14 protein-coding genes are annotated in these 13,199 nt (G+C 70.3%); 3 read left to right on the forward strand and 11 right to left on the reverse strand.

Features of this window, described 5'->3' with window-relative positions:
* Positions 1-87: 87 nt before the first annotated feature.
* Positions 88-813, forward strand: coding sequence for a YggS family pyridoxal phosphate-dependent enzyme (locus tag FHP08_RS00780; protein WP_225879019.1), 726 nt, complete (start codon positions 88-90; stop codon positions 811-813).
* Positions 814-1,091: 278 nt separating this feature from the next.
* Here FHP08_RS00780 and rpsT read toward each other — a convergent pair whose 3' ends face one another.
* Positions 1,092-1,355, reverse strand: coding sequence for a 30S ribosomal protein S20 (rpsT, locus tag FHP08_RS00785; RefSeq protein WP_147702405.1), 264 nt, complete (start codon positions 1,353-1,355; stop codon positions 1,092-1,094).
* 137 nt (positions 1,356-1,492) lie between these two features.
* Here rpsT and murJ point away from each other — a divergent pair, with 137 nt between their 5' ends.
* Both murJ and proC read left to right on the forward strand, forming a co-directional pair.
* On the forward strand, positions 1,493-3,073 hold the full coding sequence (gene murJ / locus FHP08_RS00790; protein ID WP_147702406.1) for a murein biosynthesis integral membrane protein MurJ: 1,581 nt from the start codon (positions 1,493-1,495) through the stop codon (positions 3,071-3,073).
* 64 nt (positions 3,074-3,137) lie between these two features.
* Positions 3,138-3,953, forward strand: coding sequence for a pyrroline-5-carboxylate reductase (proC, locus tag FHP08_RS00795; RefSeq protein WP_147702407.1), 816 nt, complete (start codon positions 3,138-3,140; stop codon positions 3,951-3,953).
* A 16-nt stretch (positions 3,954-3,969) separates the two neighbouring features.
* Here the strand turns inward: proC and ubiA are convergent, their stop codons facing one another.
* The 10 genes from ubiA to aroA all read right to left on the reverse strand — a co-directional run bounded on the left by ubiA (position 3,970) and on the right by aroA (position 13,173).
* Positions 3,970-4,812: a 4-hydroxybenzoate octaprenyltransferase gene (ubiA, locus tag FHP08_RS00800; protein ID WP_267285480.1), complete on the reverse strand. Its 843-nt coding sequence runs from the start codon at positions 4,810-4,812 to the stop codon at positions 3,970-3,972.
* Positions 4,813-4,924: 112 nt separating this feature from the next.
* Positions 4,925-5,287 (reverse strand): ComEA family DNA-binding protein, encoded by a 363-nt coding sequence (locus FHP08_RS00805; protein WP_147702408.1) that lies wholly within the window; start codon positions 5,285-5,287, stop codon positions 4,925-4,927.
* 42 nt (positions 5,288-5,329) lie between these two features.
* Complete coding sequence (rfaD, locus tag FHP08_RS00810) at positions 5,330-6,319, reverse strand: ADP-glyceromanno-heptose 6-epimerase (RefSeq protein WP_147702409.1); 990 nt, start codon at positions 6,317-6,319, stop codon at positions 5,330-5,332.
* Positions 6,316-7,317: a D-glycero-beta-D-manno-heptose-7-phosphate kinase gene (gene rfaE1, locus FHP08_RS00815; RefSeq protein WP_147702410.1), complete on the reverse strand. Its 1,002-nt coding sequence runs from the start codon at positions 7,315-7,317 to the stop codon at positions 6,316-6,318. Before rfaE1 ends, rfaD begins: the two co-directional genes overlap by 4 nt.
* Positions 7,280-8,464, reverse strand: a complete 1,185-nt coding sequence (lapB, locus tag FHP08_RS00820) for a lipopolysaccharide assembly protein LapB (protein ID WP_147703086.1) — start codon at positions 8,462-8,464, stop codon at positions 7,280-7,282. Before lapB ends, rfaE1 begins: the two co-directional genes overlap by 38 nt.
* Before the next feature lie 16 nt (positions 8,465-8,480).
* Entirely contained in the window at positions 8,481-8,801 is a 321-nt protein-coding gene (locus FHP08_RS00825; protein ID WP_147702411.1) for a LapA family protein, read from the reverse strand.
* Between the two features lie 80 nt (positions 8,802-8,881).
* Positions 8,882-9,190, reverse strand: a complete 309-nt coding sequence (locus FHP08_RS00830; protein WP_147703087.1) for an integration host factor subunit beta — start codon at positions 9,188-9,190, stop codon at positions 8,882-8,884.
* Positions 9,191-9,345: 155 nt separating this feature from the next.
* Complete coding sequence (gene rpsA / locus FHP08_RS00835) at positions 9,346-11,037, reverse strand: 30S ribosomal protein S1 (RefSeq protein WP_147702412.1); 1,692 nt, start codon at positions 11,035-11,037, stop codon at positions 9,346-9,348.
* A 109-nt stretch (positions 11,038-11,146) separates the two neighbouring features.
* On the reverse strand, positions 11,147-11,854 hold the full coding sequence (gene cmk, locus FHP08_RS00840) for a (d)CMP kinase (protein WP_147702413.1): 708 nt from the start codon (positions 11,852-11,854) through the stop codon (positions 11,147-11,149).
* Positions 11,851-13,173: a 3-phosphoshikimate 1-carboxyvinyltransferase gene (gene aroA / locus FHP08_RS18365; RefSeq protein ID WP_187272111.1), complete on the reverse strand. Its 1,323-nt coding sequence runs from the start codon at positions 13,171-13,173 to the stop codon at positions 11,851-11,853. The genes cmk and aroA overlap by 4 nt, the downstream gene beginning before the upstream one ends.
* Between the last annotated feature and the right edge of the window lie 26 nt (positions 13,174-13,199).

Consider the following 13,199-nt stretch of genomic DNA (forward strand, 5'->3'; position numbering starts at 1 on the left):
CGAGCCGCGTTGCGCGAGCACGACGCGGGGGAGCGTGTCGTTCCATCCGAAGCGCGGGAGCGCGTCGTTCCGCCTGGTGCGCAGGGACTGGCCGGCCGCCTGGCCCAGCTGCGCGCGCGGATCGATGCGGCCGCTCGCTGCGCGGGGCGCGATCCGGATTCGGTGAAGCTGCTGGCGGTAAGCAAGACCTTCGACGCCGATCTCGTGCTGGCGCTGGCGGAACTGGGCCAGCGCGCCTTCGGCGAGAACTATGTTCAGGAAGCCGTGGCCAAGATGGATGCCTGCCGCGACCGGCGGCCGGAAGCAGGTCTCGAATGGCATTTCATCGGGCCAATCCAGTCGAACAAGACCCGCACCATCGCCGAGCGCTTCGACTGGGTGCACTCGATCGACCGGGAGAAGATCGCCACGCGTCTCGGCGAGCAGCGTCCCGAGAGCCTGCCGCCGCTGGATTGTTGCGTGCAGGTCAACGTGTCGGGTGAGGCCAGCAAGAGCGGCTGCGCCCCCGAGGACGCGCCCGCGGTGGCCAGGGCGATCGCCGCCCAGCCCCGGCTGAAGCTGCGCGGCGTGATGGCGATACCGGAACCGACCGAGGATCTGGCGCTGCAACGCATGCGCTTCGCCGCCGCACGCGCCGTGCTGCAAGGCCTGCGCGACGAACTGGCCGGCGATCACGCCAAGGCCATCGTCACCCTGGACACGCTGTCGATGGGAATGTCGGCGGACCTCGAGTCCGCCGTCGCCGAAGGCGCCACGATCGTGCGGATCGGGTCAGCCCTGTTCGGCCACCGGCCACGGATAGTGGCCGGTTAGTACAAACCAAGCCACGGAAAGTGGCCGGTTAGTACAAACCAAGCCACGGATAGTGGCCGGCCAGTGGAAAGCCGGCCACAAAAAGAGGCCGGTCAGCCGATATCGAGCCGGCGCGAAGCGACCGGCCGGAGGCGACTCGAGACGTCTGAAGAAATCGTGGCGAGCGGCTCGAGGTCACGCCGAGAAGCGCAGCCGTACGGGCGTACGGCGAGCATCGCAGGGGGGAGACCGAGCGTGGGCGCGAGACGGACCCGCGCAGTAGATCTACCCAGACGTCTTCAGGCCATCGACTTGATGGCCGCCGCCAGCCGACTCTTGTACCGAGCCGCGGCGTTCTTGTGCACGATCTTCTTGTCGGCGATGCGGTCGATGACGCCTTGCGCCGCCTGCAGCGACTTGGCGGCGGCCGGCTTGTCGCCGGTGGCGATCGCCTTGCGAACCGACTTGATCGCCGTGCGCAGGCGCGAGCGCAGGCTGGAGTTGTGCGCGTTGCGCAGGGCGTCCTGACGAGCGCGCTTGCGGGCCGATGCGATGTTTGCCATGCGAGAATTCCGTGTCCGTTCGATCCGGTTGCGCCGCCCGCAACCATTGTCGGACGCCTCGAACCGGAAAATATCTGGAAAGCCTTGAATAATAACCGATTTCGCGACCCGATGACAAGCCGGCGCGTGCCCGCCCGATGAACCTGCTCCGCGCGGCAGCCACCGTCAGCGGCCTGACCCTCCTTTCCCGGATCACCGGCCTGATCCGCGAGAACCTGACCGCGGCGATCTTCGGTGCTTCGGCCTTCACCGACGCGTTCTTCGTGGCCTTCCGCCTGCCCAACCTGCTGCGGCGGATGTTCGCCGAGGGGGCATTCTCCCAGGCCTTCGTGCCGATCCTCGGCGAGGCCAAGGCGCGCGCCGACACCACCTGCGCCACCGGTGCCGAGGCGGCCGCCCGGGACATGCGCCGTTTCGTCGACCGCGTGGCCTCGGCCCTGTTCTGGACGCTGGTGCTCGTCTCGGCTGCCGGTGTCGCGGCCGCGCCCTGGCTGGTCACCGCGATGGCCTCCGGCCTGCGCGCGCAGCCCGAGGTCTTCGCCACCGCGGTCACGATGACACGCTGGATGTTCCCGTACATCCTGTTCGTGTCGATGGTCGCCCTGGCTGCCGGCATCCTGAACACCTGGAAGCGCTTCGCGATCCCCGCTTTCACGCCGGTGCTCCTCAACCTGTGCTTCATCGGCGCGGCGCTCGGGCTGTCCTCGCATTTCGATCCGCCGATCCACGCGCTGGCCGCGGGCGTGTTCATCGGCGGCATCGCGCAGCTCGCGATCCAGCTGCCTGCGCTCGCCCGGATCGGCATGCTGCCGCGCATCGTGAACCCGATGGCCGCCTTCGCCGACGCCGGCACCCGGCGGGTGCTCAAGCAGATGGGGCCGGCCCTGCTGGCCGTCTCGGTGGCGCAGATCAGCCTGATCATCAACACCCACATCGCCTCGCGGCTGGGGGCTGGCAGCGTGTCGTGGATCTCCTACGGCGATCGGCTGATGGAGTTTCCCACCGCGCTGCTCGGCGTGGCACTGGGCACGGTCCTTCTGCCCAGCCTCTCGCGTGCCGGGAGCCTGGGCGACGCGGCCGAGTATCGCTCGCTGCTCGACTGGGGCCTGCGCCTGTGCGTGGTGCTGGCGGCGCCCTGTACGGTGGGACTCGCGCTGATGGCCGAGCCGCTGACCGCGCTGCTCTTCCACTACGGCCGCTTCGACGCCAACGACGTCGCGATGACGCGGATGGCGGTGGCCGCCTACTCTGTCGGGCTGATCGGGCTCATCGCGATCAAGGTCCTCGCTCCGGGCTTCTACGCCAGGCAGGACCTGCGCACGCCGGTGAAGATCGCGCTCTTCGTGCTGGTGGTGACGCAGCTGCTGAACCTGGTCACCGTGCCCTGGCTGCGCCATGCCGGCCTGGCCCTGTCGATCTCGATCGGCGCGCTCGCCAATGCCGGGCTGCTGCTGTCCGGGCTCTGGCGGCGCGGCGCCTGGCGCCCATTGCCCGGCTGGCCCCGCTTCCTGCTGGCCACCGGCGCCGGCAGCGCGGCGATGGCGCTGGCGCTGGGGTCCTTCGTGCCGGGCGTGGACTGGGTGGGCATGCAGGCGCAGCCGCTCACGCGGGTGGCCCTGGTGCTCGGCACCGTGGCGGCCGCCGGACTGCTTTACCTGGCGGTGCTGGCGGCCTTCGGACTTCGGCCCGCGCAATTCCTGCGGCGCAGCCGCGACTGACCCGGTCATGCAGCCGAGACCCTTTCGAATCAACCGATTTCCCTGAGAAATGCGAGGACCCAGAATGAAGATGCTGTTCATCGGAGGCGGCAACATGGCCGCGGCGCTGATCGGCGGCCTGATCGCCCGCGGCACCTCGGCCGCGGACATCCTCGTGGCCGACCCGTCCGAGGCGCAGCGCGAGTCGCTGTCCGCGCGCTTCGGCGTGGCCGCGGTGCCGGCCGCCGACGCCGCCACGATCGGCGCCAGCGGGCTGATCCTGCTGGCGGTGAAGCCGCAGCAGATGCGCGAGGCGGTCGGCGCGCTGGCGCCCGCCATCGCCGGCCAGCTGGTCATCAGCGTGGCGGCCGGCATTCGCGCCGTCGACCTGGCGCGCTGGCTGGGCGGCCATCGGCGCATCGTGCGGGCCATGCCCAACACGCCCGCGCTGATCGGCCAGGGCGTCACCGGCCTTGCCGCGCCGGCCGACCTGGCGAGCGGCGACCGCGCGCTGGCCGAGCGGATCCTCGGCGCGGTCGGCACGACCGTGTGGGTCGACGACGAATCGAAGCTCGACGCGGTCACCGCGATCAGCGGCAGCGGTCCGGCCTACGTGTTCCTGTTCATCGAAGCCCTCGAGGCTGCGGCAGTGAAGCTCGGCCTGAATCCCGAGCAGGCCCGCGCGCTGGCCCAGGGCACGGTGGCCGGCGCGGCCCAGCTCGCCGCCCAGTCGAGCGAACCACCGGCCACGCTGCGCGAGCGGGTGACCTCCAAGGGCGGGACCACCGCGGCGGCGCTCGCCGAGTTCGAGGCCGCCGGCCTGCGCGAGCTGGTCACCCGGGCGACCCGGGCAGCCGAGCGCCGCAGCGTGGAGCTGGGCGACGAGTTCGGGCGGGCCTGATCGGCCCGGACACGGCTCAGGGCAGCCAGAACTCGGCCGCGACGCCCGCGAAGATCGCCGCGCCGAACCAGTTGTTGTGGTTGAAGGCGCGAAAGCAGCCCTCGCGGGAGCGGTCGCGGATCAGCGCGTAGTGGTAGAGCGCGATCACCACGGCGATGGCGATGCCCAGCCAGTACCAGCTGCGGAACTGCTCGACGACGCCGACCGCGGCCAGCAGCCCCAGCGTGATCGCGTAGCAGGCCATGACCGCTGCCACGTCTTGGCGCCCGAAGGTGATCGCTGCGGTGCGGATGCCGAGCTTGAGGTCGTCCTCGCGATCGACCATCGCGTACTCGGTGTCATAGGCAAGCGCCCAGGAGATGTTGGCCGCCAGCATCAGCCAGGCCGACAGCGGCAGCGACTCCTGAACCGCCGCGTAGGCCATCGGAATGCCGAAACCGAAGGCGATGCCCAGGTAGGCCTGTGGCAAGGCGAAGAAGCGCTTGGTGAACGGATAGCTGGCCGCGAGGAAGACGGCGACGAAGGCCAGCTTCCAGACCAGCGCGTTCATCGGAAGGATGAGCAGTCCGGCCAGCAGTGAGAGCGTCACGAACACCGCCACCGCCTCCCAGGGCCGGATCAGGCCCGAGGTGAGCGGACGCTCGCGCGTGCGCTCGACGTGCAGATCGATGTCGCGATCGGCCCAGTCGTTGATCGCGCAGCCTGCCGAGCGCATCAGCAAGGTGCCCAGCGTGAAGGCGAACACCAGGTAGGGCGCGGGATGGCCATCGGCGGCGGTGAGCAGCGCCCACATCGTGGGCCAGAGCAAGAGCAGCGTGCCGATCGGCTTGTGCATGCGCACCAGGCGCCAATAGAGCAGCGCCCGCGAGGGGCGGGCCTGCGGCCCTGGGGGCCCTTCGGCCGCGCGCGAGGCCTCCTGTCGCCGGGTCCGGAAACGCGCGCTCACCGGCCCGCCCCCGCAGGTGCCCGCGTCAGGGCCGCGACGGCGGCGCTCGTCGCGCCGGCGCAGGCCCTTGCCCCGCTCCGCCGCTGCCCACGAAGGTCTCGGCGCCGCCGGGACCGCGCGATCGGTCCACGACCAGCCCGCCCTCCTGCATGCGTCGCAGGCTGGCCGGGCCCACGCCGCGCACCCGCTGCTCGAGGTCGTCGAGGCTGGCGAACGGCGCCTTGCGCCGCTCCTCGACGATGCGCGCGGCCAAGGCCGGGCCGATCCCGGAGATCGCGTCGAGCTCGACCTCGGTGGCGGTGTTCGCGTCGATGCCGGGCGCCGCCAGCGCGGCGGCGGGCGGCAAGGTCAGCAGCGCAAGGATCAGCAGGGCAGTCGAACGGATCATGGCCGGGCTCCGGGTTCGGACGATCCATCCGATTGAACTCCGTCAGCCTCGATTTCGCCAGAGCCATTCGACGTAGGCCGAAACGCCTTCCTGGACCGTGGCAAAGCGGTGGTCGCAGCCCGCCGCGCGCAGGCGCGCCGGATCGGCCTGCGTGAAGCTCTGGTACTTGCCCTTCAGCGCGTCGGGAAAGGGGATGTACTCGACGAGGTCCTGCGCGACCTGCGCCTCGAGCCCGAGCGGGGCCTCGCCGCGCAGCCTGCGCACCGTGTTCACGACCGTGCTGGCGATGTCGTTGAAGGGCTGGGCCTGCCCGGTGCCGCAGTTGAAGACGCCGCTGCGCTCCGGGTGGTCGTAGAAGAAGAGGTTGACCGCCACCGCGTCGTCGACGTGCACGAAGTCGCGGGTCTGCCCGCCGTCGGGCCAGCCGTCGTGGCCCGCGAAGAGCTTCACCTTGCCTTCGGCCAGGAACTGGTTGAAGTTGTGGAAGGCCACCGAGGCCATCCGCCCCTTGTGCGATTCGCGCGGACCGTAGACGTTGAAGTAGCGAAGCCCCACCACCTGCGTGGCGGCCCGGTCGCCGATCCGGCGCCGCACCACCTGGTCGAACAGCAGCTTGGAGTAGCCGTACACGTTCAGCGGCTGCTCGGCCGAGGGTTCCTCGACGAAACGGTCGGACCCGCCGTACACCGCCGCCGACGATGCGTAGATCAGCCGGATGCCGTGCGCGCCGGCGTGCTTGAGCAGCGCCAGCGAGTAGCGGTAGTTGTTCTCCATCATGTAGCGCCCGTCGGACTCCATCGTGTCCGAGCAGGCCCCCTGGTGGAAGATGACCCGCACGCCCTTGTAGCGGTCGATCTGGTCGAGGAATTCGCGCTTGTCGATGTACTCGGCGATCTCGCAGTCGACGAGGTTGCGGAACTTGTCGGCGCGCGAAAGGTTGTCGACCGCGATGACGTCGCGCTCGCCGCGCGCGTTCAGCGCGCGGATCAGGTTGCTGCCGACGAACCCGGCGGCGCCGGTGACGATGATCATTCGAACAACTCCTCGGGGAGCACCACCGCGGTGCCCAGCTTGCCGACCACGATGCCGCCGGCCCGGTTGGCCAGGCGCACCGCCTCGGCGATCGGCCGGCCCGCGGCCAGCATGGCCGCCAGTACCGCGACCACCGTGTCGCCGGCACCGGAGACATCGTAAACCTCGCGGGCCTGGGCCGGCACCGTCAGCGCTCCTTGGTCGGAGAAGAGCGTCATGCCCTCCTCGGAGCGGGTCACCAGCAGCCAGCGCAGGCCCAGCTGCGCACGAATGCGCTGGGCCCGCGCGACCAGGTCGGCTTCGTCGCGCCAGGTGCCGACCACTGCGCGCAACTCGGCCCGGTTGGGTGTGAGCACCGTGGCGCCCGCATAGCGCTCCCAGTCCTCGCCCTTGGGATCGATGACGACCATCCGGCGGGCGGCGCGCGCCAGCCCGATGATTTCGCGGATCTGGGCCAGGCCGCCCTTGCCGTAGTCGGACAGCACCAGCACGCTGGCCTGGCCGATGAGCTCCCGCAACGACTCGAACTTGCGCGCGAGCGCCTGCTCGCCGGGCGCCTGCTCGAAGTCGATGCGAAGCAGCTGCTGCTGTCGGCCGATCACCCTGAGCTTGATCGTGGTGGGAAGATCCGGGTCGACCGCGAGCCGCGCGTCGATCCCCCGGGCGCGCGCCAGATCGGCCACCCGGCGGCCCGCCTCGTCGTCGCCCACCACCCCGATCAACGTGGCCGGAGCGCCGAGGACCACCGCGTTCAGCGCCACGTTGGCCGCCCCGCCGAGCCGCTCCTCGCTGCGCCGCACGCGCACCACCGGCACTGGCGCCTCGGGAGAGATCCGGTCGACGTCGCCGAACCAGTAGCGATCGAGCATCAGGTCGCCCACGACCAGCACCCGCGCGCCCGAGAGATCGATTGCGGCGAAGCGCTCCCCGCCGGCGGAAGCGCTTGCTCCGCTGGCGCCCTCAGCCACGTTCGAGTTCCTCGCTGCGCTTGGGCGCATAGGTATCCCACTGGTTGCAGCCCGGGCAGTGCCAGTAGAACTGCCGTGCCTTGAAGCCGCAATTGCGGCACACGTAGCGCGAGAGCCGAAGTGCCTGCGCCCGGATCAGCCGCTGGGCCAGCTCCACCTCGGCACGCTCTCGCCCCTCGACCTGCGGCGCCCTCATGGCCAGCAGCTTCTCCAGGCCCAGGAGCGAGGGCGCAGCCTGCAGCGCCTGCTCGGCCCAGTTGCGCGCCTCGTCGGCGCCATCGCGTGCCGCGCGCGCGTTGGCCAGCGCGGCGAAGCCGTCGATGGAGGGATGCTCGCGCTGCACCGCCTCGAGCGTGTCGATGCCCTCGTCGCGTCGCCCGGCGATCTCGTGGGCGCGCAGCCAGCCTTCGGCGACCAGCGACAGGTGCGCCGGGCTCTGCGCCGCGACCCGCCGCCAGGCGTCGATCGCGGCGTCGGCGTCGCCGTCGGCCAGCGCAGCCTCGCCGGCGAGCACCCAGGCCCTGGGGTGCTGCGGGTCGGCGCGCACCGCCTGCTCGAGCTCGCGCCGGGCCTGCTCGTAGCCGGCATCCGGATCGGCCAGCGCCCGCTGGGCGAGCTCGCAGCGGAAATGCGCGATCTCGCGGCTGCGGTTCTCGTCGAGGTCGCGCTCCAGGCGCTGCGCCAGCTCGATCGCCTGCGGCCAGTCGCGCACCATCTGGGCGATCTCCAGGCGGTGATGCAGGGCCGCGGCAGCATAGCGGCCGCCCTCGAGGCGGTTGAACGCGTCCTCGGCCCGGTCCAGCAAGCCGGCCTTCAGGAAGTCCTGGCCCAGCTCGTAGAGCGCGTGCTCGCGCTCGGCGGCGTCGAGCCCGGGGCGCTCGGCGAGGTTCTGGTGCACGCGGATCGCGCGGTCGGTTTCCCCGCGGCGGCGGAACAGGTTGCCCAGCGCGAAGTGCAGCTCGATGGTCTCGGGCTCGATCCGCACCACGTCGATGAAGGCGTCGATCGCCTTGTCGGGCTGCTCGTTGAGCAGGAAGTTCAGGCCGCGGAAGTAAGCGTCGGGCAGTCCGCTGCGGCGCCCGCCCCGCCCCGCCTCACGGCTGTCGAAGCGCGCCGCGAACCAGCCCAGGCCGAAGAAGAGCGGCAGCGTGAGCAGCCACCAGATCTCGAGCTCGATCATCTGCCCTCGACGCTCAGACGCCCAGGCCGATGCCGGGGCCGACGGCCGCCTCGGGGGGCAGCTGGTCGGTCTTCGACTGCGGCGCCGTGGCGTGGCGCAGCTCGCGCCCCAGGCGCGCGATCTCGCGCCGCTGCCGGAACATGGCCGGCACCGCGGCCAGCAGGCCGATGACCACGCCCGCGGCAAAGAACACGAGCAGGAAGATCACCAGCGGCGCGCGCCAGCTCAGGTCCCCGATCAGGAACCGCAGGTCGACCGGTTCGGTGTTCGACAGCGCGAAGCCGAGTGCGATCAGGAACAGCAGAAAATTGAAAATCCAGGAAACGATCCGCATCGGTCTCTCCGTTCGGCGCTTCGATCAGCCGCTATTCTGAACGAGACCGGCGCAAGACGGAAAACCGGGACCCCGAGAGATCAGTCTCCGGCGTCCTGGCTGCGTCGCAGCCCGGCGTCGACACGCTCGCGCAGTTCCTTGCCGGGCTTGAAGTGGGGCACCCGCTTCTCGGGCACCAGGACCTTTTCGCCGGACTTGGGGTTGCGTCCGACCCTGGGCGGGCGATGCGACAGCGCGAAGCTGCCGAAGCCGCGGATCTCGATGCGATTGCCATCGGCCAGCGTGCGGGCCATGGCGTCGAGGATGGTCTTGACCGCGAACTCGGCGTCTTTCGCCACGAGTTGCGGATAGCGCTCGGCGAGACGCGCAATCAGCTCCGACTTGGTCATCGTCGGAAGCTGGTTGTCGGCGATCAGGTCTTCGTCGATCCGGGCGGCCATGGTCGGGGCGAAGTCGCGAAACGCGGGATTGCGGAGAATCGTTGACGGCTCGAAAGCGCCGGGAAACGCGCGCGCCGCCGGACACCCGGCGGCGCGCGCACCCGTCACTCTTTCGAGGTGTCGAGCTTGGCGCGCAGCAGCGCGCCGAGGTTCGTGGTGCCGGTCGCGGCACCGCTCTCGGCCTGCATGCGCTGCAGGGCCTCGGCGGTCTCGACCGAATCCTTCGCCTTGATCGACAGGTTGATCGAACGGTTCTTCCGGTCGATGTTGACGATCATGGCCTCGACCTCTTCGCCTTCCTTCAGGTGGCTGCGCGCGTCTTCCACGCGGTCGCGCGAGATCTCGGAGGCACGCAGGTAGCCCTCGACGTCGCCAGCCAGCTCGACGACGGCGCCCTTCGGATCCACCGACTTGACGACGCCGCGAACCACGGCGCCCTTCTCGTGAGTGGCCGCGAAGTTGTTGAACGGATCGCCTTCGAGCTGCTTGATGCCCAGCGAGATGCGCTCGCGCTCGGTGTCGATCGCCAGGACGACCGCCTCGACCTCGTCACCCTTCTTGAAGTTGCGCACCGCCTCTTCGCCGGCAACGTGCCAGGACAGGTCGGACAGGTGCACCAGGCCGTCGATGCCGCCGGGCAGGCCGATGAACACGCCGAAGTCGGTGATCGACTTGATCGTGCCCGAGACCTTGTCGCCCTTGCGATGGTTGTCGGCGAACTCTTCCCACGGGTTGGCGCGGCACTGCTTCATGCCCAGCGAGATGCGGCGACGCTCCTCGTCGATCTCCAGGACCATGACCTCGACCTCGTCGCCCAGGGCGACGATCTTGCCCGGGTTGACGTTCTTGTTGGTCCAGTCCATTTCGGACACGTGCACCAGGCCCTCGATGCCGGGCTCGATCTCGACGAACGCACCGTAGTCGGTGATGTTCGTGACCTTGCCGAACATGCGGGTGCCCTGCGGATAGCGGCGGCCGATGCCGACCCAGGGGTCGTCGCCCAGCTGCTTGACGCCCAGCGAGACGCGGTTGCGCTCCTGGTCGAACTTGAGGACCTTGGCGGTGACTTCCTGACCCACCTGCAGCACCTCGGACGGGTGACGCACGCGGCGCCACGCCATGTCGGTGATGTGCAGCAGACCGTCGATGCCGCCCAGGTCGATGAACGCACCGTAGTCGGTGATGTTCTTGACCACGCCGTTGACGATCGCGCCCTCGTGCAGGGTCTCCAGAAGCTTGGCCCGCTCTTCGCCCTGCGTGAGCTCCACCACGGCGCGACGCGACAGCACCACGTTGTTGCGGCGGCGGTCGAGCTTGATGACCTTGAACTCCATGGTCTTGCCCTCGTAGGGCGTGGTGTCCTTGACCGGGCGCGTGTCGATCAGCGAGCCGGGCAGGAAGGCGCGGATGCCGTTGGTCATGACGGTGAGACCGCCCTTGACCTTGCCGGTGATCGTGCCTTCGACGACCTCGCTGGACTCGAGCGCTTTCTCGAGGTTGATCCAGGCCGAGAGCCGCTTGGCGCGGTCACGCGACAGCCGCGTTTCGCCGTAGCCGTCTTCGAGGGATTCGATCGCCACGGAGACGAAGTCGCCTTCCTTGACGTCGAGTTCGCCGCGGTCGTCGTAGAACTCCTCGATCGGGACGAAGCTCTCGGATTTCAGGCCGGCGTTGACGACGACGAAGTTGTGGTCGATGCGGATCACCTCGGCGGTGATCACCTCGCCCGCCCGCATTTCCTGCTTGGACAGCGACTCTTCGAAGAGCTGGGCGAAACTTTCGGTTGCAGTGTTCAAAACGTTGGTTCCAGTGTTTGCTGACACGCCGGACGGCCGTTTCGACGGCCCGCACGATACTGAGCGGACCGAAGCGACAACCCAGCGGAGTTGGCGAAAATGCCGCCTTTCAGCGGCCCCTGCGCAGAGCCCAGAGCCCGAGCACCCGCTCGACGGTTTCGTCGATGCCGAGCGCCGTGGAGTCGACGACCTGCGCGTCTTCGGCGGGCGCCAGCGGAGCGACGGCCCGGGAGGCATCCCGGCGGTCGCGCTCTTCCAGATCCCGCAAAAGACCCGGGAGGTTAGCAGAAAACCCCTTTTCGATCAACTGTTTATAACGCCTCTCGGCGCGCGCCCGAGCGCTCGCGGTCAGGAAGACCTTCAAGGCCGCGTCGGGGAAGATCACCGTGCCCATGTCGCGGCCGTCCGCAACCAGCCCGGGCGGCCGCCTGAAGGCCCGCTGCCGGTCGACCAGGGCCGCGCGCACCGCGGGCATGACCGCGATGCGCGAGGCGGCATTGCCGACCGCCTCCTCGCGGATCGCGTCGGTCACGTCGGCGCCGTCGAGCAGGATCCGGTCGCCGTCGAAGCGCACGGGCAGGCGGGCGGCGAAGGCGGCGATCGCGGCTTCGTCGGCGTCCGGCGACGGCGCGGCGCAGTCGCCGAGCGACATCGGCCCGGCCATCCCGCGCAGCGCGCCCAGCGCCGCCAGCCGATACAGCGAGCCGGAATCCAGGTAGTGCCAGCCCAGCGCGCGAGCCACCCGCTGTGCGACCGTGCCCTTGCCCGACGCGGTCGGACCGTCGATCGCGATCACCGGGGCGGCGCGATCGCTCACCCCCGGGTCTCCTCGATGTCCAGCCCGGCGCCGCGGGCGAGCGCCACGAAGCCCGGGAACGAGGTGGCCACCACGTCGGTGTCGCGGATCGAGATCGTGCCGCCGGCGCGCAGCGCCGCGATCGCGAAGGACATCGCGATCCGGTGATCGTGATGGGTGGCGATCTCGCCGCCGCCGAAGACCCGCGCGTCGCCGCCCCGCCCTTCGATGACGATCCCGTCGGGCGTGGGCTCGGCGCTCACGCCGAGCGCGCGCAGGCCGTCGGCCATCACCGCGATGCGGTCGGACTCCTTGACCCGCAGCTCCTCGGCGCCGGTCACCACGGTGCGACCCTCGGCGCAGGCCGCTGCCACGAAGAGCGCCGGGAACTCGTCGATCGCCAGCGGCACCAGCTCGCGCGGCACCGCGATGCCGCGCAGCGCGCCGCCGCGCACGCGCAGGTCGGCCACCGGCTCGCCGCCGACCTCGCGCGGGTTCTCGACGGCGATGTCGGCGCCCATCAGGCGCAGGATGTCGATGACGCCGGTGCGGGTCGGGTTCATGCCCACGTGCTCGAGCCGCAGATCCGAATCCGGCGAGATCGCCGCGCCGACCAGGAAGAAGGCCGCCGACGAGATGTCGGCCGGCACGTCGATGGCGGTCGCGCGCAGCGGCCGCCCGCCGACCAGCGAGGCGGCCGCACCGTCGCGCACGACCCGGACCCCGAAGCCGCCGAGCATCCGCTCGGTGTGGTCGCGGGTGGGCGCGGGCTCGATCACCGTGGTCTCGCCCTCGGCATACAGGCCCGCGAGCAGCAGCGCCGACTTGACCTGGGCGCTGGCCATCGGCATCTCGTAGCGGATGCCCTTCAGGCGATCGCAGGGAAGGATGCGCACCGGCGGCCGGCCGTCGCGCGTCTCGATCCGGGCGCCCATCAGGGCCAGCGGGTCGGCGACCCGCCGCATCGGACGCTTCGACAGGCTCTCGTCGCCGATCAGCGTGGACTCGAAGCGCTGGCCGGCGAGCAGCCCCATCATCAGGCGCATCGCGGTGCCCGCGTTGCCGCAGTCGAGCGGCCCGGCCGCCTGCCGAAGGCCGTGCAGGCCCACGCCGTGCACCACCACCCGGCCGGCGGCCGGCCCCTCGATCGTGACCCCCAGCGCGCGGAAGGCGTTCATCGTGGACAGCGCGTCGGCGCCCTCGAGAAAGCCCGAGACGCGGGTGACACCGTCGGCGATCGCGCCCAGCATGATCGCGCGGTGCGAGATCGACTTGTCGCCGGGCACCCGCAGGCTGCCGGACAGGCGCCCGCCCGGGGCGGCGCGAAAGCTTTGTCGCATGGTCAATGGTTTCCTTCGGTGTTCGG

The sequence above is a fragment of the Zeimonas arvi genome, assembly GCF_008039575.1.
Taxonomy (GTDB): domain Bacteria; phylum Pseudomonadota; class Gammaproteobacteria; order Burkholderiales; family Burkholderiaceae_E; genus Zeimonas; species Zeimonas arvi.